The following is a 22588-nucleotide window of genomic DNA, read 5'->3' as shown; positions in this document are numbered from 1 at the left end:
TGTCGGCTGAGGCTATCGGATGAACGGAAGACCGAGTTCACCACCCGTTTGTGCGCCGTTCGGGTGGACCTGCGCGGTCGGGCGCCGTTCGCGATCATCATCATCGATCGGGGGCCCGGCCCACAAACCGCGGAGGCGGGCGGGAACGCCGCGAGGGCCTGGTCCGGACGACAGGCCTTTAGGCTGGCGGCCATGACATGGCTGATCACTGGCGGGGCGGGTTACATCGGGGCACACGTGGCACGGGCCATGGTCGCGGCGGGCGAGCGGGTCGTGGTGCTCGACGACCGCTCCAGCGGCGTCGTCGACCGGCTGCCGGACGCCGTCACGCTGGTGGAGGGCTCCGCCTCCGACCGGGCGCTGCTGGACCGGGTGCTGGCCGGTCACGCGGTGAGCGGTGTGGTGCACCTCGCGGCGAAGAAGCAGGTCGGCGAGTCCGTGGAGAAGCCGCTGCTGTACTACCGGGAGAACGTCGCGGGGCTGGCCGTCCTGCTGGAGGCCGTGGTCGCGGCGGGGGTGCGGCGCTTCCTCTTCTCGTCCTCGGCGGCCGTGTACGGCGTACCGGACGTGGACCTCATCACGGAGGAGACGCCCTGCCTCCCCATCAACCCGTACGGCGAGACGAAGCTCGCCGGTGAGTGGCTGGTGCGGGCCACCGGCAAGGCGCACGGGCTCTCGACCGCCTGTCTGCGGTACTTCAACGTGGCGGGAGCGGCCGCGCCGGAGCTGGCGGACACCGGGGTGTTCAACATCGTGCCGATGATGTTCGAGCGGCTGACGGGCGGCGAGGCCCCGCGGATCTTCGGCGACGACTACCCGACGCCGGACGGCACCTGCATCCGCGACTACATCCACGTCGCCGATCTGGCGGAGGCGCACCTCGCGGTCGCGCGGCGGCTGGACGAGACGGGCGCGGGCGATCTGACGCTGAACGTCGGCCGGGGCGAGGGCGTGTCGGTGCGGGAGCTGGCGGACGTGATCGGCGAGGTGACGGGGAGCGGCCTGAAGCCGGTGGTCGAGCCGCGTCGGGCCGGTGACGCGCCGAAGGCGGTGGCGTCGGCCGCGCGGATCACCGGGGAGCTGGGCTGGACGGCCCGGCGGGGTGTGCGCGAGATGGTCGAGTCGGCCTGGGAGGGCTGGTGCCTGCACCACCCCGAGGCCCGTCCGTGATCGGTTTCCGGGCGGTGCCCCGGATCGTGTCAACGCTCTGACCTGCGCAGCGTTTTCGCAGGTCAGAGCAGATGACAACGGTGTTCAGTCCCGTGTTGCCCCATACCCCCGCCCGTAGTTCACTGGGCCCGACCGGGGCGGTTGGGCCCCGGCACGTCCTACGGACCTGGAGGCGTTTTCCATGGGGGCTGGCCACGATCACGGGCATGCGCACGGCGGGCCGCCTCCGACGGGAACGGCGGCCGCCGCGCACCGGGGACGGCTCCGGATCGCCCTGGCGATCACCCTGAGCGTGATGGTCATGGAGATCGTCGGCGGGGTGCTCTCCGACTCCCTCGCGCTGATCGCGGACGCCGCCCACATGGCCACCGATGCCCTGGGGCTCGGGATGGCGCTGCTCGCCATCCACTTCGCCAACCGCCCGGCCGCGCTGAACCGCACCTTCGGCTTCGCCCGCGCGGAGATCCTGGCGGCGCTCGCCAACTGTCTGCTGCTGCTGGGGGTCGGCGCCTACCTGATCTACGAGGCTGTGGAGCGGTTCATCACTCCGGCCGAGACGAAGGGCGGGCTGGCCATCGCGTTCGCCGCGGTCGGTCTGGTGGCCAACGTCGTCTCCCTCTCGCTGCTGATGCGCGGGCAGAAGGAGAGCCTCAATGTGCGGGGCGCCTACCTGGAGGTCATGGCCGACACCCTGGGCTCGATCGCGGTGATCGTCTCGGCGGGGATCATCATGGCGACCGGCTGGCAGGCCGCCGACCCGATCGCCTCGCTGGTGATCGGCCTGATGATCGTCCCCCGGACGGTGAAGCTGCTGCGGGAGACCCTGGACGTGCTGCTGGAGGCCGCGCCCAAGGGGGTCGACATGGCGGAGGTACGGGCCCACATCACGGCGCTGCCCGGGGTGCTGGACGTCCATGACCTGCACGCCTGGACGATCACCTCGGGGATGCCGGTGCTCTCCGCCCATGTGGTGGTGCGCCAGGAAATGCTGGACTCGATAGGGCACGAGAAGGTGCTGCACGAGTTGCAGGGCTGCCTCGGGGACCACTTCGACGTGGAGCACTGCACCTTCCAGTTGGAGCCGAGCGGTCACGCGGAGCACGAGGCGCGTCTCTGCCACTGAGCCAGGGGCCGGGCGTGCCGCACTCCGGTGCCGGACATGCCCGGCACCGGAGTGCGGACAAGCGGCTTTTGTACGGCAGACTTGACCGGACTCCAGGGGCCCGGCGCACGAGGCCGGGGACCAAAGCGAAGGATGGGTATGCCGACCACACCAGCCACCGCGACGCACAGCTCGTCGAACGGCACCGCCGAACCGATCATGCTCGAACTGGTCGACGAGAACGGCACCACCATCGGCACCGCGGAGAAGCTGGCGGCCCACCAGGCCCCCGGGCAGCTGCACCGCGCGTTCTCCGTGTTCCTCTTCGACGAGCAGGGGCGGCTGCTGCTCCAGCGCCGGGCGTCCGGCAAGTACCACTCCCCCGGCGTCTGGTCGAACACCTGCTGCGGGCACCCCTACCCGGACGAGTCGCCGTTCGCGGCCGCCGCCCGGCGTACGTACGAGGAGCTGGGCGTCTCGCCGTCGCTGATGGCCGAGGCGGGCACCGTGCGCTACAACCACCCGGACCCGGCGTCGGGCCTGGTGGAGCAGGAGTTCAATCATCTGTTCGTGGGAATGGCGCAGGCGGCGCTGAAGCCGGACCCCGAAGAGGTCGGCGAGACCGCCTTCGTGACGGCGGCCGAGCTGGAGAAGCTGCACGCCGAGGGGCCGTTCTCGGCGTGGTTCATGACCGTGCTGGACGCGGCGCGGCCGGCGATCCGCGAGCTGACGGGGCCCTCGGCCGGCTGGTGACCCTTCGCCCGGTCGCGTACGGGGGCGGCCGGGGCATCGCGTACGGTCGGCCGGGCCGTCGCGTACGGAAGCGTCCGGCAGCGGGGTTCCGCTGCGTACGGGGCGGTCAGAGCTGCGTCTTCAACGGCAGCGCCGCCCAGATGATCTTCCCGCCGCTCGCGGTGTGCTCGACATCGCAGGTGCCGCCCGCCTCCGCGGTGATCACTTTGACCAGCAGCAGCCCCCGGCCACCGGTCTGCGCGTAATCCGTCTCCAGGGCGGTGGGGCGGTAGGGGTGGTTGTCCTCGACCGAGACTCTGACCCAGTCGGCGGCGATGGCCACCTCGACGGCCAGCTCGGGCGAGAGGAGCGCCGCGTGTTTGACGGCGTTGGTGACCAGCTCCGAGACGATCAGCAGCAGCCCCTGGAGGACGTCGTCCTCGATCGGCACGCCCTGTCGGCCGAGAAGATCGCGTACGGCGTGCCGGGCGCTGGGCACGGACGCCTCCACCGCGGGGGCGGTGAAGCGCCACACCCCCTCGTACGACACGGGATCGGCAGGGGCACTCCCGAGGCTCTCCATCGTCCGGCACCAGCTCTCACTCGCACTGCACTGACCGTCGAGTAAAGAGTGTTGGGAATGGCCTGGTCCGGACCGTGCGACTGATCGGAAGTAGCCAGGTATCGGCGCGATTCGACCAAATCTGTGGGTTGCTGACGACCAGGTGACTACTTCTGCTCGTCTTCCGGTGCCGTGATCGGCTTGTCCGCGGCCGGGACCGCTTCATCGAGCCGATCCGAGACCATGCTGACGATACGTCGGCCGCCGATACCGATGGCGATCAGGCCGAGCCCGTCGAACAGCAGGGCCAGCGAGAAGAAGCAGCCGAGCACGTACAGGCTGCTGTGCGGCCAGTCGAACAGCACGAGCAGGCCCAGGAGCAGGCCGAAGGCTCCCTGCAACAGCGTCCACCCCATCTGCGGACCGCGCACCACGACGCTGCCGACGAGCCGGAAGACCCCGCCGGTCAGGAAGAGCAGGGCGGCGAACATGGTCAGCGCCTCGGCCGTGCCCTCGGGGTGCTTGATGACGACGACGCCCGCCGCGATGTTGAGGGCCGCGACCACCACACCCAGCCAGAAGTAGCTCGTACCGCGCGACTCGATCGCGTGCAGCAGCCCGACCAGACCGCCGACGAGCAGCAGCCAGCCGAAGAGCAGCATCGAGGTGAGGGTGGCCACGCCGGTGTAGATGAGCCCGATGATGCCCGCGATCACCAGCAGGGTGCCGAGCAGCGCCAGCCGGCCGAAACCGCGGCTCAGCTTCCTGCCCTCGGTGGTGGGTACGTTCATCGACAGCTCCTCACGGTGCGTGCCCGTCTCGCGACCCCTTCTTGATCATAGGTTCGAACCGTGGGGATAGCATCCGGCGCATGGACCGTACGGAACCTCGGCTGATCACGTCCGTCGAACGCGGTATCGCCACCGTCGTGATCGCGAACCCCGCCAAACGCAACGCGATGACCACCGCGATGTGGCGGAGCCTGCCGGAGCTGCTGGAGCGGCTGGCGGCCGATCCGGCGGTGCGGGTGCTGGTGCTCACCGGGGCCGGTGACACCTTCTGCGCCGGGGCCGACATCTCGGCGCTGCGCGAGAGCGCGGACGGCTCCCCGGGACTGACCTCCGGGGTGACGGTGGAGGCCGAGGAGGCGCTCGCCGCGTTCCCCCGGCCGACGCTGGCGGCGGTGCGCGGCTACTGCGTCGGCGGCGGCAGCCAGCTCGCGACCGCCTGCGACCTCCGGTTCGCGGAGGAGGGCGCCTCCTTCGGAGTCACCCCGGCCAACCTCGGCATCGTCTACTCGGCGTCCTCGACCCGGCGGCTGGTCGCCCTCGTCGGCCCGGGCACGGCAAAGCACCTGCTGTTCTCCGGCGAGCTGATCGGCACGGAACGGGCGCTGCGCACCGGCCTGGTCGACGAGGTGCTTCCGCCCGGCGGGCTGGACAAGCGGGTCGAGGAGTACGTACGCCTGCTGGCGTCCCGGTCGCAGCTGACCCAGGCCTCGGCGAAGGAGTTCGCCGCGGGCCGGACGGACCGGGACGCCCACTGGGCCGCTGAGGCACGGGGCAGTACGGACACGGCGGAGGGCGTCGCGGCCTTCCTGGAGCGGCGCGCGCCGCGGTTCACCTACACCACGGGCCCCACCGGATGAGTCGGTGCGCCGCGGGCCCTACCGGGTGATGTGGCGGCTCCTGGACCGCCACTCCTCGACGAGGGCGGCCGGGGCCTTCTGCGGCGAGCCGGAGTCGTAGGGCGGCTGGGGGTCGTACTCCGTGAGCAGCTGCACCGAGCGCGCCACGTCGTCGCCCGCGATCCGGCCGAGCAGGGTCAGCCCCATGTCGATGCCGGAGGAGACCCCGGCGGCGGTGACGTACTTGCCGTCGAGCACGACCCGCTCCCCGGTGGGCTCGACGCCGAACTCCTTCAGCACCTCCAGCGCCAGCCAGTGCGAGGTGGCCCGCCGCCCCTTCAGGAGTCCGGCCGCCGCCAGCAGCAGCGATCCGGTGCAGACCGAGGTGGTCCAGGTGGTGGTGGCGTCGACCGCGCGCAGCCAGCCGAGCAGGGCCTCGTTCGCCATCTGGTCGCTCTGGCCGGGGCCGCCGGGCACGATCACCAGATCGGGCGACGGCACCTCGGCGAGCGTCTTCTCCGCGACGAGCGCGAGGCTTCCGCTGTCGTTGCGGACGGGCCCGGTCCGTTCGGCGACGAAGACGGTCTCGGCGCCGGGGGCACGGCTGAGGATCTCGTAGGGGCCCACCGCGTCCAGGGCGGTGAAACGGTCGAAGAGCAGGATGGCGATCTGCACGGGAGCTGCCTCTCGGTTCGGACGGACAGGATGAACGGATGGACGGATGGACGGCTGACCGACGGCGCGTTTCGGGTGTCAGGTGCCGGCCGCCGGTGTGCGGAAGCGGCGGCGGTACTCGGCCGGTGCCGTCGCGAGGGTCTTCACGAAGGCGCGGCGCATGGCCTCCGGGGTGCGGTAGCCACTGGCGCGGGCGATCCGCTCGACGCCGTCGCCGGTGTCCTCCAGGAGCCGGCGGGCGTGCTCCAGACGGACGCGTTCGACGTACCGCCCCGGGGTCGTGCCGGTCTCCTCCCGGAACGCGCGGGCGAAGTGCCGGGGCGAGAGCCGGGCACGGGCCGCGAGCGCGTCGACCCCGAGGTCGGCGTCCGGGTGCTGGGTGATCCAGTGCTGGACCTCGCGCAGCGGTTCGCGCCGGGCGGTCTGGGCGCTGAGCTGCGCGCTGAACTGGGCCTGGTTGCCGGGGCGGCGCAGGAAGACCACGAGATGACGGGCGATGGTCAGGGCGAGGTCCCGCCCGTGGTCCTCCTCGACGAGCGCGAGGGCCAGATCGATCCCCGCGGTGACGCCCGCCGAGGTGGCCAGCCGCCCGTCCCGTACGAAGATCGGCTCGGGATCGACCTGGACGGCCGGGTGGTCGCGAGCCAGCCGCTCGCAGTAGTTCCAGTGGGTGGTGACCCGGTGCCCGTCCAGCAGGCCCGCCTCGGCCAGCAGCAGCGCCCCGGTGCACACGGAGACCAGCCGCTCGGCGCGTGGCGCGTGCTCCCGAAGCCAGCCGGTCAGTTCGGGGTGGGAGCCCCGGGTGCCGTGCCCTCCGGGCACCAGCAGCGTGTGCGGGGCGGGCGCGTCGGCCAGGCGGCTGTCGGGCACCAGGGCCAGGCCACTGGTGGACCGGACCGGGCCGCCGTCGAGCGAGGCGGTCCGCAGGTCGTAGGAGACACCGGGCGCCCGGGAGGCGCCCGCGAAGACCTCCATCGGCCCGGTCACGTCGAGGCCCTGGACACCGTCGAAGAGGACGACGAGCACGGTTGGCTGCTTCACGTCTGCCATCCTGGGCGGCGGGCGGCGATGGCCGCAATGACGAATACCCCTCCTTTCCTGCCATCGAGCTGCCGTCGGCCAGGTTCGGAGGACACCGGCCCTCCCCCGGGGTTCCACGTCGTACCGACCAGTCGGTAACGTGCCCGTATGAGTACCCTTCCGGCCCGCGCGGAGCGCCGCTGCCACAACGCCGTCAACCCGCTGCACTCCTGCCTCTTCTTCTCCCCCGACCTGGGCGCGGAGATGGCGAAGATCGGCATCGAGGACCCCTCCGCCGCCTATTTCGCGACGCGCGCCGCCGCGTTCGGCGCCGTGGGCGCGGGCACTGTCAGCGCCACCTTCTACAACTTCAACCCCGTGCTGGTGGCCCGCCACGTGCCGGCCGTCTGGGAGACCGCCTCCCCCGAGGTGGTTCTCGGAGCCCGGCTGCGGGCGGCGGACTCGACGCTGCGGCGGCTGCTCGGCGAGGAGATCATCGCCTCCGACGAGATGGCGGAGGCGGCCCGGCTCGCGTTGCGCGCCACCGAGGCCTGCACCCCGCACGCCCGCCCGTTGTACGCCGCGCACGCGGATCTGCCGGTGCCCGGGGAACCGCACCTGGCGTTCTGGCACGCCGCGACCCTGCTCCGCGAGCACCGGGGCGACGCGCATCTCGCCGCCCTGCTCGCGGCCGGACTCGACCCGCTGGAGTCGCTCGTCAGCCATACGGCGACCGGGAAGGGCATGGCGATCCGCTGGATCCTGTCCTCCCGGGGCTGGCGCCGCACGGACTGGGAGGCCGCGTCCGACCGGCTGCGCGAGCGCGGGCTGCTGGAGGCGGGCGAGGAGCCGGCACTGACCGAGACCGGTACCGCGCTGCGCGCCGAGGTGGAGGAGGCGACGGACCGCATGGACGTCGCCCCGTACGAACATCTGGGCGCGGAAGGCGTGGAGCGGCTCACGGAACTCGCCCGCGGCTTCCTCTTCACCGCCGCGGCGGCAGGGGCCTTCCCGGCTTCGGCGACCGGCCGGGGCTGATCCGGGAAGGATCCCGGCACGGCCCGGGGGCCCCGCGTACGGCGTCGGGGCTCCCGGGCGTGTTGCCCGAGGTCACGCGACACGGCCCCCGGCCACGCGGCACAATGCAGGCCCGGGGGATGCCCCCGGCAAGCAGATACGTGCTCATCGCGACCCGAGCACGGCCAGCACAGCCAGTACGAGAAGGCGAGTCGGGAAAACCGTGACGACGTCCATCGAAGGCAGGATCGCCGAGGAGCTCGGCGTACGTGAGCGACAGGTCAGGGCGGCCGTCGAGCTGCTCGACAGCGGATCGACCGTGCCGTTCATCGCGCGCTACCGCAAGGAGGCGACCGAATCCCTCGACGATGCGCAACTGCGCACGCTGGAGGAACGCCTGCGCTATCTGCGGGAGCTGGAGGAACGGCGTACGGCGATCCTCGATTCCGTACGCGAACAGGGCAAGCTCGACGCGGCGTTGGAGGCGAGCATCCGGGCCGCCGAGACCAAGGCGCGCCTGGAGGACATCTATCTGCCGTTCAAGCCCAAGCGGCGCACGAAGGCGCAGACCGCCCGGGAGGCGGGGCTCGAACCGCTGGCGGACGGTCTGCTCGGGGACCCGTCGGTCGATCCGCTCGCCGCTGCCGCCGCGTTCGTGGACGGTGACAAGGGTGTGGCGGACGCGGCTGCCGCCCTGGAGGGCGCGCGTGCCATCCTCACCGAGCGGTTCTCGGAGGACGCCGACCTGACCGGCGAGTTGCGTGAGCGGATGTGGACGCGCGGCCGGCTGGCGGCGAAGGTGCGCGAGGGCCAGGAGGAGGCGGGCGCGAAGTTCGCCGACTACTTCGACTTCGCGGAGCCGTTCACCGCCCTGCCCTCGCACCGGGTGCTCGCGATGCTGCGCGGCGAGAAGGAGAACGTCCTCGATCTGGTCCTGGAGCCGGAAGAGCCGGGGGCCGCCGAGCGGCCGGGTCCGTCCGCGTACGAGAACATGATCGCCCGCCGCTTCGACATCGCCGACCGGGGCCGGCCGGGCGACAAGTGGCTGGGCGACACCGTGCGGTGGGCCTGGCGGACCCGGATCCAGGTGCACCTGGGCATCGACCTGCGGCTCCGGCTGCGTACGGCGGCGGAGGACGAGGCGGTCCGGGTCTTCGCCTCGAACCTGCGTGATCTGCTGCTCGCCGCCCCGGCAGGGACGCGGGCCACGCTGGGCCTGGACCCCGGTTTCCGTACGGGGGTGAAGGTCGCGGTCGTCGACGCCACCGGCAAGGTGGTGGCCACCGATGTGATCCACCCGCACGTGCCCGCCAACAAGTGGGACCAGGCGCTGACGAAGCTCGCGCATCTCGCGAAGGAGCACGCGGTCGACCTGATCGCGATCGGCAACGGCACCGCGTCCCGTGAGACGGACAAGCTCGCCGGTGAACTGATCGACAGGCACCCGGAGTTGAAGCTCACCAAGGTGATGGTCTCGGAGGCGGGCGCCTCCGTGTACTCCGCCTCCGCGTTCGCCTCGCAGGAACTGCCCGACATGGACGTGTCGCTGCGCGGCGCGGTGTCCATCGCACGGCGGCTCCAGGACCCGCTGGCCGAGCTGGTGAAGATCGACCCGAAGTCGATCGGCGTCGGCCAGTACCAGCACGACCTGTCCGAGGTGAAGCTCTCGCGGTCCCTGGACGCGGTCGTCGAGGACTGTGTGAACGGTGTCGGCGTGGACGTCAACACCGCGTCCGCACCGCTGCTCTCACGGGTCTCGGGGATCAGCTCGGGGCTGGCCGAGAACATCGTGGCGCACCGGGACGCCAACGGTCCATTCCGTTCCCGCAAGGCGCTCAAGGACGTGGCGCGTCTCGGCCCGAAGGCGTACGAGCAGTGCGCGGGCTTCCTGCGGATCCGCGGTGGCGACGACCCGCTGGACGGCTCCAGCGTGCACCCCGAGGCCTACCCGGTGGTGCGGCGGATGAGCAGGACCGCGGGCGGCGAGGTCGCCTCGCTGATCGGCAACACGGACGCCCTGCGGGCGCTGCGCGCCGCGGACTTCGTGGACGACATGTTCGGACTGCCGACCGTGACGGACATCCTCAAGGAGCTGGAGAAGCCGGGGCGCGACCCCCGCCCCGCTTTCCGCACGGCGACCTTCAAGGAGGGCGTCGAGAAGCTCGGCGACCTGGAGCCGGGCATGGTGCTGGAGGGCGTCGTGACGAACGTGGCCGCGTTCGGCGCGTTCGTCGACGTCGGCGTCCACCAGGACGGCCTGGTCCATGTGTCGGCGCTGTCGAAGACGTTCGTGAAGGACCCGCGCGACGTGGTGAAGCCCGGGGACATCGTGAAGGTCAAGGTCATGGACGTCGACGTGCCGCGCAAGCGGATCTCGCTGACGCTGCGCCTCGACGACGAGCCCGGCGCGGGCGGCGGTTCGGGCGGCGGGCAGCAGGGCCGTGGCGAGCGTGGCGGCCGTCCGCCGAAGCAGCGCCAGGGCCAGGGCTCCGGTGGCGGCCAGGGCCGTCAGGGCGGCGGCGGCCGGGACCGGCGCGGTGGCGGTGGGTCACGGCAGGGCGGCCAGGGCGCTCCGGCTCCGGCGAACAGCGCCATGGCGGACGCGCTGCGGCGGGCCGGGCTGGCCGATCCGAAGCAGGGTGGCGGCGGCCGGGGGCGCTGAGCCGGTATTCCTCGGGGAGGCCGGGTCGCCGGGTGCGGCCCGGCCTCTCCTTCCCGCTCCTCGCGGGGTTACGGGGGTTGGGCGCGGGCCGCGCCCAACCCCCGTGGCGGCACTCAGACTTCCTTGATCCGACCGTCCGCCACTTCGATGCGGCGCGTGGTGCGGACCGCCTCCAGCATCCGACGGTCGTGCGTCACCAGGAGCAGGGTGCCCGTGTACGTCTCCAGGGCCGACTCCAACTGCTCGATGGCGGGCAGGTCCAGATGGTTCGTCGGCTCGTCGAGCACCAGAAGGTTCACGCCCCGGCCCTGGAGCAGGGCGAGGGCCGCGCGGGTCCGCTCGCCCGGGGAGAGGCTGGTGGCCGGCCGCGTCACATGGTCGGCGCGCAGGCCGAACTTGGCGAGCAGGGTGCGGACTTCGGCCGGCTCGGTGTCCGGAACCGCCGCGCAGAACGCGTCCAGCAGCGACTGCGCCCCGAGGAACAGTTTGCGGGCCTGGTCCACTTCACCGACGACGACGCCCGAACCGAGCGTGGCGTCGCCGGAGTCCAGCGGCAGCCGCTCCAACAGGGCGGCCAGCAGGGTGGACTTGCCCGCTCCGTTGGCCCCGGTGATGGCGACCCGGTCCGCCCAGTCGATCTGGAGCGAGGCGGGGCCGAAGGTGAAGTCGCCCCGCTCCACGCGGGCTTCGCGCAGGGTGGCGACGACGGATCCGGAGCGCGGGGCGGAGGCGATCTCCATCCGCAGCTCCCACTCCTTGCGGGGCTCGTCGACGACATCGAGGCGTTCGATCATGCGCTGGGTCTGGCGGGCCTTGGCAGCCTGCTTCTCGCTGGCCTCGCTGCGGGCGTTGCGGCCGAGCTTGTCGCCGTCGGTGGCCTTGCGGCGGGCGTTCTTGACGCCCTTGTCCATCCAGGAACGCTGCATGTGGCCGCGCGCTTCGAGGGATGCCTTTTTGTCGGCGTACTCCTCGTAGTCCTCGCGGGCGTGCCGGCGGGCGGTCTCGCGCTCCTCCAGGTAGGCCGCGTAGCCACCGCCGTACAGGTTGATCTGCTGCTGGGCGAGGTCCAGCTCCAGCACCTTGGTGACCGTCCGCATCAGGAACTCGCGGTCGTGGCTGATGACGACGGTGCCCGCGCGCAGACCGGACACGAAACGCTCCAGCCGCTCCAGGCCGTCCAGGTCGAGGTCGTTGGTGGGCTCGTCGAGCAGGAAGACGTCGTAGCGGGAGAGGAGGAGCGAGGCGAGTCCGGCGCGGGCCGCCTGTCCGCCGGAGAGCGCGGTCATGGGCCGGTCGAGCCCCACGGTCAGGCCCAGCTCGGCGGCGACCTGCTCGGCCCGCTCGTCCAGGTCCGCGCCGCCGAGGGCGAGCCAGCGCTCCAGGGCGTCGGAGTACGCGTCGTCCGCGCCCGGGGCTCCCGCAACCAGGGCTTCCGTCGCCTCGTCCATGGTGCGCTGGGCGTCGGCGACACCGGTGCGGCGGGCCAGGAAGGCGGCCACGGTCTCGCCGTCGCGGCGCTCGGGCTCCTGCGGGAGGTGACCGACGGTGGCGGTGGGCGGGGAGAGCCGCAGCTCGCCCTCCTCCGGGCGGTCGAGCCCGGCGAGCAGGCGGAGCAGGGAGGATTTCCCCGCCCCGTTGCTTCCGACGAGACCGATCACGTCACCGGGGGCGACGACGAGGTCGAGCCCGGCGAAGAGCGTGCGGTCGCCGTGTCCGGCGGCGAGGTCCTTGGCGACGAGAGTGGCAGTCATCAGGGGGCCGATCCTAGCCGCCGGTGCGCGATGCCCCTGCCGGGCTCTGCCCCGTCGCCCGATGGCCACGGCGGCCCGGCCCGGTCGGCCGACGGGCAGGCCCGTAGCCCCGGGGCCGCGAGCCGGGGGGGCGGCCAGCAGCCTGGGGGCCACGGGCCACGGGGCCAGGAGGCCAGGGGCCGGGGCGGGGCGGGGAGGCGGGACGGTCAGCTGAAGCCGTCGAGCGTGATCAGCGCCTCCTGCGGGTTGCCGTCGTGGACGAGCGACTCATGGGCGCCCACGTCGTCGAAGGCGAAGCCGTACGCCTTGCCGTCCACCATCTGCGCGTGGATGAGCCGGGAGTAGTGGTTGGTCACGGAGTCCTTGTAGAAGTTCGCCGCGTTGTTGTCCGGCTGGTTCGCGCTGGTCAGCAGCGTGGAGCGGTTGAAGCCCGCGCACAGGGTGCGGGAGATCGGGCCGCGCACCTGGTCGTTGGGCGCGTCCAGGTGCTTGTAGCAGCCGAAGACGCTGTCCGAGTCCGGCTTCTGGAACGAGGTCACGACGGCGCCCGCACCGTTGGTGAAGTTCATGACGTTGCCGGAGACCCGGCCGTAGTACTTGGTGTTCGGCTCGTGCGCGAACGGGGTCACCGTCAGTACGGAGCCGCTGTAGCGGCTCCAGACCCGGTCGATGTAGTCGTTCATGATCCCGGACGGCAGGGCGCCGCTCCCGACGCCGTGCCCCGGGGACAGGGCGCGCAGCACCGTTCCGTCGGACCGGGTCTGGATGAGGCCGGACCAGCCGCCGGACTGGTTCCTGAGGTTGCTGAGCACCGCGTTGTAGCCGCCCGGCTTGAGCTTGCCGGTGCTCTTGACGGCCCCGCCCGGCGCCCTCACGCCGACGGAGTACGGGGCGGAGAACATGTCGACCTGGGTGCTGTTGATCCACAGACCCGCGTCGTTGAGCGTGTACTCGGTCCAGTTGAACAGGATGTTCCGGTTCGGGTCGTTCGGGTTCTGCACGGCGGGCTGCACGAGACCGCCGGTGGTGACCTTGAAGACGAGCTTCTGACCGTACGAGAAGTAGACGCGTCCGGAGAACTTCGGCATCCGGATCGTCATCGACTGCCCGCTTCGCGGACCGGCGATCGACGCGTCCGGGGCCGGGGTGGGCGGGTTGCCACCGGCCGGCCACGGGTGGAAGGCGCCGTTCGCGTCCGCCCAGCCCTGGCGGCCGGTGGAGAGCTCCGTTCCGAGGTTGTAGACGTAGATCTGCTCGGCGCGTCCCGAGTCGTTCTTGATGGTCAGCGGGATGGTGGCGGGGACCGCGGCCTCGGCCGGCGCCTGGCCGAGGCCGGTGGTCAGACCGAGGGCGAGGGCCAGGGTGGCGGTCAGCGCGCCGAGACTTCTCCGTAAAGCGGGCATGCTCGTTCTCCTCATCGGGCGGATGCGTGGGTGGAACGCGGGGGGCACATCACCTGAGCGTGAGAGCGCTCTCAGAATCCTGCCGGGAGCAGCCGCTGTCAACGAGCCTGTCTCAACTCGTTGAACCTGACTTGTCGACCCTGACGTGTGACCCGCGGGGCGCGTGCCTTGCCGCGCGGGCCGCTTCTCGCCCCCCTGCTCCGGGACTCCGGCGGCCCTGGCCCCACGATTCCGGTTTCGGCTAGCGTCCGGGCAGCGGCGGGTGAGGGCCGAGGGACCGAGGGATGGGAGTGGCCGTGGTGGCGGATGTGATCGTGGTGGGCGGCGGGGTCGTCGGGCTCACCACCGCCGTGACGCTGGCGGAGCGCGGACTGCGGGTGCGGGTCTGGTCGCGCGATCCGGCCGGGGCCACCACGTCGGCGGTGGCCGGGGCCCTGTGGTGGCCCTACCGGATCGAACCGGCCGCGCGGGTGGGCGACTGGGCACTGGAGACGCTGGCGGTGTACGAGGAGCTGGCCGACGCCCCGGAGGAGACCGGCGTACGACGGGTGGCGGGGCTGCACGGCGGGGAACGGTTCGCGGCGCTGGGCGAGTGGGCGGCCGGGCTGAAGGACGCCGTGGAGGTGCCCGGTGGACTGCGGGTGACGCTGCCGCTGCTGGACATGCCGGTCCATCTGGAGTGGCTGGAGCGCAGGCTCGTGGCGGCGGGCGGAGCGGTGGAGCGCCGGGCGGTGACAGGGTTCGGCGAGGCGGCGGCGGTGAGCCCGGTGGTGGTGAACTGCACGGGGCTCGGGGCGCGTGAGCTGGTGCCCGACGCGGGGGTGCGGCCGGTGCGGGGGCAGCTGGTCGCGGTGGAGAACCCGGGGATCGAGGAGTGGTACACGCAGGCGGATCCGGCGTCGGCCGCGACGACGTACTTCTTCCCTCAGCCGGGGCGGCTGGTGCTGGGCGGTACGGCGGAGGCGGACGATCCGCGCACGGAGCCCGACCCGGACACGGCCCGGGAGATCGTGGCGCGTTGCGCGCGGATCCGGCCGGAGATCGCCGGCGCCCGGGTGTTCGGGCACCGGGTGGGGCTGCGCCCGGCGCGGGAGGCGGGGGTACGGATCGAGGCGGATTCCCTGCCGGGCGGCGGCCTTCTGGTGCACAACTACGGGCACGGCGGCGCGGGCGTGACGGTGGCGTGGGGCTGCGCACGGGAGGCGGCGGTGCTGGTCGGATGACGGGGGGGCCGACACGCCCCGGAGCGCGCGACCGGGTGCGGTCGCGCGCTCCGGGACGACGGTGAGGTCGCGCCGCGCGGCCGGCGGTCAGTCCTCAGCGGTCAGCCGCCAGCCGGACGGTTGCTACTCCGTGGGGTCCGAGGGGCGCTTCTCCGTGGAGACCTGCGTGGCCGCCGAACCCGAGCCGCCCGACTCGTGCTTGTGGCGCTCGTCGGAGACCGGCGTGGTCCCGGGGCCGATCCGGATCTCGAAGTCGCCGTCGTACTTGGCGTGCCCCTCGATCACCGCGGACTCGACCGCTTCCACGCCGAACTCCTGGCGGACGATCTGCGGGTCCCTGCGCAGGTCCCGCATCAGGGCCACGCACATGCCGATCATCACGATGGTGAAGGGCGCCGCCACCAGGATGGTGAGGTTCTGGAGCCCTTGGAGGGCGTTCTCCTTGCCCTCGCCGATCAGCAGCATGATCGCTGCCACGGCTCCGGTCACGACACCCCAGAAGATGACGACCCACTTGCCGGGTTCGAGGACGCCCTTCTGCGAGAGGGTGCCCATGACGATCGAGGCGGCGTCGGCTCCGGAGACGAAGAAGATGCCGACCAGGATCATCACGAGGATGGAGGTGACCGTGGCGATCGGGAACTCCTGGAGGACGCCGAACAGCTGCGCCTCGGGGGTGTCGGCGCCCTGGAGCTTCCCGGCCTCGTCCAGCTTCATGGCCGAGCCGCCGAAGACGGCGAACCAGATCAGGCTGACGGTGCTGGGCACCAGGATGACACCGCCGACGAACTGACGGATCGTACGGCCGCGGCTGATGCGGGCGATGAACATGCCGACGAAGGGCGTCCAGGAGATCCACCAGGCCCAGTAGAAGACCGTCCAGCCGCCGAGCCACTCGGCGACGCCCTCGCCGCTGGACGCCTCGGTGCGCCCGACGAGCTGTCCGAGGTCGCTGATGTATGCGCCGATGGAGGTGGGCAGCAGGTCGAGCACGATGATCGTGGGCCCCGCGATGAAGACGAACACCACCAGGAGCAGGGCCAGCACCATGTTGGTGTTGGACAGCCACTGGATGCCCCTCTCGACACCCGAGACGGCGGAGACGACGAAGCAGATGGTCAGCACGGCGATGATGGCGACCAGCAGGCCGGTTCCGGTCTTCTCCATCCAGTCCAGCTCCTGGAAACCGCTGCCGATCTGGAGCGCGCCCAGACCGAGCGAGGCCGCGGAGCCGAAGAGGGTGGCGAAGATGGCCAGGATGTCGATGAAGCGGCCGAAGCCGCCGTAGGCGTGCCGCTTGCCGATCAGCGGCTCGAAGACCGCGCTGATCGTCTGCCGCCTGCGCATCCGGTAAGCGCTGTAGGCGATGGCGAGGCCGACCACCGCGTAGATCGCCCAGGGGTGCAGCGTCCAGTGGAAGAGGGTCGTGGCCATCGCCGTTCCCATGGCGTCGGCCGCGTCCGCGGGGTCGGTGCCGGGCGGCGGGGTACGGAAGTGGGCGAGCGGTTCACTCACGCCGTAGAACATCAGCCCGATGCCCATACCGGCGCTGAACATCATGGCGACCCAGGAGATGGTCCGGAACTCCGGCTCCTCGCCCTCCTGGCCGAGGCAGATCTTGCCGTACCGGCTGATGGCCAGCCACAGCGCGAAGACGACGAAGCCGGAGGCGGCCAGCATGAAGGCCCAGCCGCCGTTGTGGATCAGCTCGTCGAGCAGCGTGCTGGACACGCTCTCCAGGGAGTCGGTCGCGGTCGCCCCCCACACGACGAAGGCGAGGGTGAGTACCGCAGTGACACCGAACACCACTCGGTCGGTGGTGGGGGTCCTGGTACTGACCGGATCGGGGGAAGGTTCGCCGTGACCGCCAGCCCCTCCCGCCCTTCCGCTGTCTGGTCGTCCTGGGACACAAATGGCACCTTTCACCGAGTCTGAAAAACGCTCTCCGTAGGCAGTACCACACCTGCCCCGGATCTCGAGGGATCAACAAGCGGTTACGGCTTGGCCGTTTGTGATGTGATATGTCGCTCGCTGATCGAGGAGCAGGGGAATCAGGCTCCGAGCCGACTGTCGCAACGGCACGAATGCGCCAACTCGCTCCGGCCGGGCCCTGACGCCGTGCAGGGCCAGTTCGTCCTTCACCGCCGTGTACTGGGCGGCGTCCAGCCGGTAGCCGCACGGCGGGTCGACGAGGACTTCGGACGGCTCGGCCGGGTCGTTGTCGGCGCCGCCCAGATAGACGGGCCCCCGGTCGGCGAGACCGGCCAGGCGGGAGAGGGCGGTGGCCGTCCGGATCCGGGCGCGCTGCTCGTCGGTGAAGTCGAAGAGGCCGCCGAGCGCGGTCCTCTGGGAGTCGACCCTGCGTCGGTGGTTGAGCGCCGGGTCGGCCTTCTCCGCGTCGCTCAGCGCGTCGACCCGGGACTCGATGAGCAGGCCGACGGCGTGCTTGAGCCCGGAGGTGTTGCGCAGGATCCGTTCCTGGCCGTCCCCGGCGACCTGCTTGATCGGCTCTCCGGTGGCCGGGTCGGTCCAGATGCCGTAGTGCCCGCTGCTGTAGCCGTCCGCCGTCGCGGCGGGGCGGACATAGCGCTCGGAGAGGGTGCGCGAGGCGTCGTGGACCCCGTCGTGGACGTTCAGGTTCCGCGGCCACAGGGTGAACAGGTCCTTGTCGTAGTACGGCGGGGTCGCGCCGTACTCGTGCAAGTCGTAGATCACCTCCGGCCGTTCGTCACGGACCACGGCTGCGATCGTCCGCGCCTCGGCGGTCTCCAGGGCGATGTGGTCGCGATTGATGTCGACCCCGTCGGCGTTGCCCCGGGTATCGGCGGCGCGGCCGTCGGGGTTGGCCGTGGGCAGCACGAGCAGGGTCGTCCGGGCCAGGAACGCGCGGGTCGCCCGGTCCTCGGCGAACGCGAGGTCGCGGACCGTCGTCAGACAGGCCTCGCGCCCGGCGGGTTCGTCCCCGTGCTGACTGCAGATCAGCAGGACGGTCGTGGCGCCGGGCTGCTCCTGGCCGACGCGTACGAGCCGCATCGAGCGGCCCTGGGCGGTCGTGCCGACGCGGTCCACGGAGACCCGGTCGCTCCCCCGGTCCACCGCGGCGAGGAAGTCCCGCTCCTCCGTCTCGCCGGTCCAGCGGGCCCCCTCGCTCGTCTCGAACCCGGTGCGCGGCGGGCGGTGCGCGGCCTCGGCGGGTGCGATGGCGAACGGCAGGGCGAGTGCGGCAAGCGTCGCCGCCACGGCCGTCCTGCGTACCGTCCGTGCCGCGCGGCGCGGGGCGACGGGCTCCGGCCGCGTGGATCCCGCGACGGGTGCCAGCCACGGTTGCGGGCTGAGCAGGTGGAGTGCGCGAGCGACGCGACGGGTCATCAGCGGCTGCCTCCGGAACGTGTGGGGCGGGCGCCGTGGCGCCCGTCGGTCTGTCGGCGATGTGCGGACGTTACCCCGGTCAACTCCTGGGCAACAGGGGGCGATCACTGCGATTCGCAGGTTCGCGCTCCCTGCCGTCCGTGTCGGTGGAATGGCGATCGTGTGACAGAAGCCCCCGGAAGGGCACGTCCCGCCCCGGCGGCTGCCTAGCCTCGTGACGACCGGTCGGAAGATCATCCGTCCCGACTTTTGGAGCTGGTTGTGCACCGCAGATTCATCGTCCCCAGCGCACTGGCGGCCACCCTTCTGCTGGCGATCCCGGCAGCGGCCTCACCGGGCACCGTGGGCGCTCCGGGTATCGGCGACCCCTACTACCCGGCCGCCGGAAACGGTGGCTACGACGTCTCCCACTACGACCTGCGGCTGAAGTACCAGCCCGCGACCGACCTGCTGGAGGGGACGACGACGATCCTCGCCACCGCGACGCAGGAGCTGTCCCGCTTCAACCTCGACTTCGGGCTCGACGTCTCGGAGGTGCGGGTGAACGGCAAGAAGGCCCGCTTCGCCACGAGCGGCGACCACGAGCTGGAGGTCGCCCCGGCGGAGCCCCTGGCGAAGGGCAAGGCCGTCTCCGTCGTCGTCCGCTATGCGGGGAAGCCCTCCGAGCTGAAGATCAACGGCTGGACCGCCTGGGCGCGGACCCCGGACGGCGGTGTCGCCGCGCAGGAGCCGGAGTCGGCGGTGTGGTGGTACCCGAGCAACGACCACCCGTTGGACAAGGCCACGTACGACATCTCGGTCTCGGTGCCCGACGGCACCCAGGCGATCAGCAACGGGGTGCTCCAGTCGCAGAGCTCGAAACTCGGTTGGACGCGCTTCAACTGGCGTTCCGACAAGCCGCAGGCCACGTATCTGACGACACTCGCCGTCGGCAGGTTCGACATCACGACCGACAAGACCGCGGACGGCCTGCCGGTGCTCAACGCCTACAGCAAGGACCTCGGCCCCCACGCCGGTGCGGCCCGCGCGAGCCTTGAGCGGACCACCGAGGTCGCCGAGTGGCTGACCGAGGTGTTCGGCCCCTATCCGTACAACGCGCTCGGCGGATACGTGCCCAACGTGACGAGCGGCTTCGCCCTGGAGACCCAGACCCGGCCCTTCTACAGCCCGAGGCAGTTCGCGAACGGCGCGAACGTCTCGGTCGTCGTGCACGAGATCGCGCACCAGTGGTACGGCAACAGCGTGTCGGTCGACAGGTGGAAGGACATCTGGATCAACGAGGGCTTCGCCCGCTACAGCCAGTGGCTCTGGTCGGAGAAGGAGGGCGAGGGCACCGCGCAGGAACTGGCGGACTACACGTACGCCCAGCACCCGGCCGACGACCCGTTCTGGAAGGTGAAGCCGGGCGATCCGGGTCCCGACAACCAGTTCGCCCTCGCCGTCTACGACCGGGGCGCGCTGGCACTCCAGGCACTGCGCAACGAGGTCGGCGACGACACCTTCTTCGCGCTGCTGAAGGGCTGGCCGGCCGAGCACGCGCACGGCAACGCGAACGTGGGCGACTTCCTCCGGTACGCGGAGCGGGTCTCGGGCAAGCCGCTCGCGGCGCTGCTCGACACCTGGCTGTACCAGCCGTCTCGGCCGTCGGCCCCGGCCGCGGCCGACGCGGGGCTCGCCGAGGCGGCCCTTACGGCACGGTCGGCGGCGCGGGTCGAGCGGCCCGCGTCCTGGAAGAAGATCGCGGCGACGAACACCGTGCACGGCCATGGCGGCCACCGCGACGCCGGCCGAGCGAAGCGGGGTCACGCGGGTCACGACCACCGCTGACGAAGATCCACACCAGGTCGCCGGGGCGTCGGTACGGTGGACGCTCAGCCGTTCCGGCGTACCTCGGCGGCCCACGCCGCACGGGCCGCCCGCGCCCGGGGCAGATAGCGCAGCCGCTCGGGCAGGGCGGGGACGACGGCCCGCAGGACCGCGCACATCCGGCGCAGCCGCCTCTCCTGCTCCGCGCTCCACGGCAGGCCGACGGCCGCACGGGCGTCGGGCGGCATGAGCCCGATGGTGACGAACCGCCGGAAGCGGGCCAGCGGCGGCAGCAGCACCGGCCACAGCGCCCGCAGGACGGTGCGGAGCGGCCACGGACCCCGGTCCGGCGGAGGGACCGGCTGGTCGACGTCGACCAGCTCCCGCACGACGGTGGTCGCCTCGATCTCCCCGGCGAGCATCTTCTTCCAGTACGGCCAGAACTCCTCGACGGTCTGCGGCATGTCCCGGTCGTGGATGCCGAGGATCCGGCCGACCTGGAGCCACTCCGCGTACAGGGCCCTCTCCTGGGCCGGGGTCATGGGGCGGATCAGATAGCGGGCCGCGTGCTGGTAGACGGGGAATCCGGTGGCGTGCACCCACGCGTAGTTGGCGGGCGTCAGGGCGTGGTAGCGGCGGCCCCGGGTGTCGGTGCCCTGAATGGTGCGGTGCAGCCCCCGCAGCCTGCGGCCCTCCTCGGCCGCCTCCGCGCCGCCGTACACCCAGAGCTGGAGCGAGCGCAGCGAGCGTTCGCCGCGCCCCCAGGGGTCCGTGCGGAAGACGGAGTGCTCGTCGACTCCGGCGCCGACGGCCGGGTGGGCGACCTGGAGGGTGAGCGCGGCGGGCAGCATCAGCAGGGCGCGGATGTCGCCGGACAGGCTCCAGAGCACCCCGCCGGGCGGAGGCGGCTCGGGGTCGGCGCCGCGTCCGCGCGCGGACACCTCAGGGTCCGAGCCCGGCGCTGCCTCCGGTCCGCCGTCCCGGGGGCCCCTCACGTCCTTCGCGCTGCTCATCCGGTGCTCCCGCGATCCCGACGGGCCTGCCGTGCGCTGCCCGTCCCCTTCCCTCCATGATCCCCCGAGGGCGGGAGAGCCGGGGTGGCGGGTCCCGGCCCGCGGCGACCGGCTCAGTCGTGGTCGTACACCGTCACCGGCACACCGGCGGATATGAGGCGTCGCTCGATCAGCGGCTCGATCCGGGACCATGTGCCGCCCGCGAGCCCGCAGCCGATCCGGGGCATGTGGACGGACGCCCCCAGCTCGCCCGCCCTGGCGGCCACCGCGCCGAGCGCCGTGTCGATGGCCTCGTACCGCACGGGCGCCCCCTTGCTGCCGGTGCGTATGCCGCGCTGGCCGACCATGTTGGCCACCCAGAGGTAGGCACCCACCTGCACGAACTGGGCGGCGCCCAGGGCGAAGTCGTTGCCCGCGCGCTCCCGGTGCCAGCGGCGGTAGGCGGCCTCGGGCTCGGGCCAGCGGCGGGAGACGGCGAGCACGAAGCCCTTGCCCCAGCCGCCGAGGTCGTTGCAGACATGGGCGATCAGCTTGACGCCCTTGCCCTGCGGGGCGGTGGCGTCCCCCCGTACGTAAGTGATCTCCGACATGACCTCACCGTACGGGCCATCACTGACAACGGTCCCGGGCTGGACGGCAGCGCGATGGTGCCGGAGACTTTCGCAGTAGTGGTGAGACAGCGGAACTGTCCGATACCAGGGTTCGACTGCGGGGAGCAGAGATGGCGACGGGGACCGACGAGCCGACGCTCACGGTGGACGAGCTGGCGGCCCGGGCCGGCGTCACCGTGCGTACCGTGCGGTTCTACAGCACCCGGGGCCTGCTGCCGCCCCCGGTCATCGGTCCGCGCCGGGTCGGGCACTACGGGCCCGACCATCTCTCGCGGCTCGCCCTGATCGAGGAGCTCCAGCAGCAGGGCATGACGCTCGCCGCGATCGAACGCTATCTGGAGCAGCTGCCGCCCGACCTGAGCGTCCACGATCTGGCCATCCACCGGGCGCTGGTCGCGTCCTGGGCGCCGGACAAGACCGAGGACTTCTCCCGCGCCGATCTGGAGCGGCGGGCCGGGCGGGGGCTGTCGGACGCGGATGTGGAGCGGCTGGCGGCGATGGGTGTGCTGGTGCGGCCGGAAGAGGACGGCGGGCCGTACCGGGTGGATCTCGGGCTGCTGCGGCTCGGGGTGGAGTTGCTGGACGTGCCGATCGCCCACGAGACGATCCTCGCGGCCCGGACCGTGCTGCTGGAGCACACTCGGTCGGCCGCCCAGGAGATGACCCGGCTGTTCCGGGACGAGGTGTGGAATCCGTACCGGGAGCGGGAGGGCGATCCGGAGCATGTGGCGGCGATGAAGTCGCTGTCGGCCCATATGCAACCGATCGTCGTACAGGCGCTGGTGACGGCGTTTCAGCGGTCGTTGAAGGAGGAGTTGCGGGCCGCGTTCACCGCCGAGTGACGG

The 22588-nt window shown here is 71.9% G+C and carries 18 protein-coding genes and 1 pseudogene; 9 read left to right on the top strand and 10 right to left on the bottom strand.

Annotated features, from left to right (window positions below):
* Positions 1–192 precede the first annotated feature (192 nt).
* From galE to idi, 3 genes are all read left to right on the top strand, one after another.
* Entirely contained in the window at positions 193–1170 is a 978-nt protein-coding gene (gene galE / locus CCZ36_RS31225) for a UDP-glucose 4-epimerase GalE (protein WP_069738219.1), read from the top strand.
* 181 nt (positions 1171–1351) lie between these two features.
* Positions 1352–2293: a cation diffusion facilitator family transporter gene (locus CCZ36_RS31220; protein ID WP_069741209.1), complete on the top strand. Its 942-nt coding sequence runs from the start codon at positions 1352–1354 to the stop codon at positions 2291–2293.
* Between the two features lie 138 nt (positions 2294–2431).
* The gene (gene idi, locus CCZ36_RS31215; protein ID WP_069738217.1) at positions 2432–3025 is read left to right on the top strand and encodes an isopentenyl-diphosphate Delta-isomerase; all 594 of its coding nucleotides are present in this window, start codon (positions 2432–2434) and stop codon (positions 3023–3025) included.
* 106 nt (positions 3026–3131) lie between these two features.
* Here the strand turns inward: idi and CCZ36_RS31210 are convergent, their stop codons facing one another.
* Both CCZ36_RS31210 and CCZ36_RS31205 read right to left on the bottom strand, forming a co-directional pair.
* On the bottom strand, positions 3132–3587 hold the full coding sequence (locus tag CCZ36_RS31210) for an ATP-binding protein (protein WP_069738216.1): 456 nt from the start codon (positions 3585–3587) through the stop codon (positions 3132–3134).
* A gap of 146 nt (positions 3588–3733) precedes the next feature.
* Positions 3734–4357, bottom strand: coding sequence for an HdeD family acid-resistance protein (locus CCZ36_RS31205; RefSeq protein WP_128819080.1), 624 nt, complete (start codon positions 4355–4357; stop codon positions 3734–3736).
* A gap of 80 nt (positions 4358–4437) precedes the next feature.
* Between CCZ36_RS31205 and CCZ36_RS31200 the strand changes: the two genes are divergently transcribed.
* Entirely contained in the window at positions 4438–5214 is a 777-nt protein-coding gene (locus CCZ36_RS31200) for an enoyl-CoA hydratase/isomerase family protein (protein ID WP_069738214.1), read from the top strand.
* An 18-nt stretch (positions 5215–5232) separates the two neighbouring features.
* Here CCZ36_RS31200 and CCZ36_RS31195 read toward each other — a convergent pair whose 3' ends face one another.
* Together CCZ36_RS31195 and CCZ36_RS31190 are read right to left on the bottom strand one after the other, a co-directional pair.
* A complete protein-coding gene (locus CCZ36_RS31195) occupies positions 5233–5868 on the bottom strand; it encodes a DJ-1/PfpI family protein (RefSeq protein ID WP_128819079.1) in 636 nt (211 codons plus the stop codon).
* Between the two features lie 78 nt (positions 5869–5946).
* Complete coding sequence (locus CCZ36_RS31190) at positions 5947–6909, bottom strand: GlxA family transcriptional regulator (RefSeq protein ID WP_443069829.1); 963 nt, start codon at positions 6907–6909, stop codon at positions 5947–5949.
* A 147-nt stretch (positions 6910–7056) separates the two neighbouring features.
* Here CCZ36_RS31190 and CCZ36_RS31185 point away from each other — a divergent pair, with 147 nt between their 5' ends.
* Together CCZ36_RS31185 and CCZ36_RS31180 are read left to right on the top strand one after the other, a co-directional pair.
* A complete protein-coding gene (locus CCZ36_RS31185; protein ID WP_128819077.1) occupies positions 7057–7926 on the top strand; it encodes an SCO6745 family protein in 870 nt (289 codons plus the stop codon).
* Between the two features lie 202 nt (positions 7927–8128).
* A complete protein-coding gene (locus tag CCZ36_RS31180; RefSeq protein ID WP_069738210.1) occupies positions 8129–10567 on the top strand; it encodes a Tex family protein in 2439 nt (812 codons plus the stop codon).
* 113 nt (positions 10568–10680) lie between these two features.
* Here the strand turns inward: CCZ36_RS31180 and CCZ36_RS31175 are convergent, their stop codons facing one another.
* Positions 10681–12318, bottom strand: a complete 1638-nt coding sequence (locus tag CCZ36_RS31175) for an ABC-F family ATP-binding cassette domain-containing protein (RefSeq protein ID WP_069738209.1) — start codon at positions 12316–12318, stop codon at positions 10681–10683.
* 206 nt (positions 12319–12524) lie between these two features.
* Entirely contained in the window at positions 12525–13721 is a 1197-nt protein-coding gene (locus CCZ36_RS31170) for a glycoside hydrolase family 64 protein (RefSeq protein ID WP_128819076.1), read from the bottom strand.
* A gap of 290 nt (positions 13722–14011) precedes the next feature.
* Between CCZ36_RS31170 and CCZ36_RS31165 the strand changes: the two genes are divergently transcribed.
* Positions 14012–14944 (top strand): FAD-dependent oxidoreductase, encoded by a 933-nt coding sequence (locus CCZ36_RS31165; protein WP_107474825.1) that lies wholly within the window; start codon positions 14012–14014, stop codon positions 14942–14944.
* Positions 14945–15067: 123 nt separating this feature from the next.
* On the opposite strand, the pseudogene CCZ36_RS31160 reads toward CCZ36_RS31165, so the two are convergent.
* A pseudogene (locus CCZ36_RS31160) lies at positions 15068–16854 on the bottom strand (BCCT family transporter).
* 73 nt (positions 16855–16927) lie between these two features.
* A complete protein-coding gene (locus tag CCZ36_RS31155) occupies positions 16928–18313 on the bottom strand; it encodes a M14 family metallopeptidase (protein ID WP_128819075.1) in 1386 nt (461 codons plus the stop codon).
* Between the two features lie 261 nt (positions 18314–18574).
* Between CCZ36_RS31155 and CCZ36_RS31145 the strand changes: the two genes are divergently transcribed.
* Complete coding sequence (locus tag CCZ36_RS31145) at positions 18575–20140, top strand: M1 family metallopeptidase (protein WP_128819074.1); 1566 nt, start codon at positions 18575–18577, stop codon at positions 20138–20140.
* Between the two features lie 44 nt (positions 20141–20184).
* On the opposite strand, the gene CCZ36_RS31140 is transcribed toward CCZ36_RS31145, so the two are convergent.
* A complete protein-coding gene (locus CCZ36_RS31140) occupies positions 20185–21132 on the bottom strand; it encodes an oxygenase MpaB family protein (RefSeq protein WP_069738203.1) in 948 nt (315 codons plus the stop codon).
* Between the two features lie 113 nt (positions 21133–21245).
* The gene (locus CCZ36_RS31135; RefSeq protein WP_069738202.1) at positions 21246–21722 is read right to left on the bottom strand and encodes a macro domain-containing protein; all 477 of its coding nucleotides are present in this window, start codon (positions 21720–21722) and stop codon (positions 21246–21248) included.
* A 131-nt stretch (positions 21723–21853) separates the two neighbouring features.
* Here CCZ36_RS31135 and CCZ36_RS31130 point away from each other — a divergent pair, with 131 nt between their 5' ends.
* Complete coding sequence (locus CCZ36_RS31130; protein WP_069738201.1) at positions 21854–22585, top strand: MerR family transcriptional regulator; 732 nt, start codon at positions 21854–21856, stop codon at positions 22583–22585.
* Positions 22586–22588: the final 3 nt, after the last annotated feature.

It is taken from the genome of Streptomyces sp. S063 (assembly GCF_002832675.1).
Taxonomy (GTDB): domain Bacteria; phylum Actinomycetota; class Actinomycetes; order Streptomycetales; family Streptomycetaceae; genus Streptomyces; species Streptomyces sindenensis.
The sequence above is the reverse complement of the archived record's forward strand: the minus strand, read 5'-3'. Positions and strand labels throughout refer to the sequence as shown.

Excerpts from the sequence above, each read along its gene's own strand:
- idi (WP_069738217.1), top strand. The coding sequence starts at position 2,432 with ATGCCGACCACACCAGCCACCGCGACGCACAGCTCGTCGAACGGCACC.
- CCZ36_RS31200 (WP_069738214.1), top strand. The coding sequence starts at position 4,438 with ATGGACCGTACGGAACCTCGGCTGATCACGTCCGTCGAACGCGGTATC.
- CCZ36_RS31155 (WP_128819075.1), bottom strand. The coding sequence starts at position 18,313 with ATGACCCGTCGCGTCGCTCGCGCACTCCACCTGCTCAGCCCGCAACCG.
- CCZ36_RS31210 (WP_069738216.1), bottom strand. The coding sequence starts at position 3,587 with ATGGAGAGCCTCGGGAGTGCCCCTGCCGATCCCGTGTCGTACGAGGGG.
- CCZ36_RS31185 (WP_128819077.1), top strand. The coding sequence starts at position 7,057 with ATGAGTACCCTTCCGGCCCGCGCGGAGCGCCGCTGCCACAACGCCGTC.
- CCZ36_RS31135 (WP_069738202.1), bottom strand. The coding sequence starts at position 21,722 with ATGTCGGAGATCACTTACGTACGGGGGGACGCCACCGCCCCGCAGGGC.
- CCZ36_RS31205 (WP_128819080.1), bottom strand. The coding sequence starts at position 4,357 with ATGAACGTACCCACCACCGAGGGCAGGAAGCTGAGCCGCGGTTTCGGC.
- CCZ36_RS31140 (WP_069738203.1), bottom strand. The coding sequence starts at position 21,132 with ATGAGCAGCGCGAAGGACGTGAGGGGCCCCCGGGACGGCGGACCGGAG.
- galE (WP_069738219.1), top strand. The coding sequence starts at position 193 with ATGACATGGCTGATCACTGGCGGGGCGGGTTACATCGGGGCACACGTG.
- CCZ36_RS31130 (WP_069738201.1), top strand. The coding sequence starts at position 21,854 with ATGGCGACGGGGACCGACGAGCCGACGCTCACGGTGGACGAGCTGGCG.
- CCZ36_RS31170 (WP_128819076.1), bottom strand. The coding sequence starts at position 13,721 with ATGCCCGCTTTACGGAGAAGTCTCGGCGCGCTGACCGCCACCCTGGCC.
- CCZ36_RS31175 (WP_069738209.1), bottom strand. The coding sequence starts at position 12,318 with ATGACTGCCACTCTCGTCGCCAAGGACCTCGCCGCCGGACACGGCGAC.
- CCZ36_RS31220 (WP_069741209.1), top strand. The coding sequence starts at position 1,352 with ATGGGGGCTGGCCACGATCACGGGCATGCGCACGGCGGGCCGCCTCCG.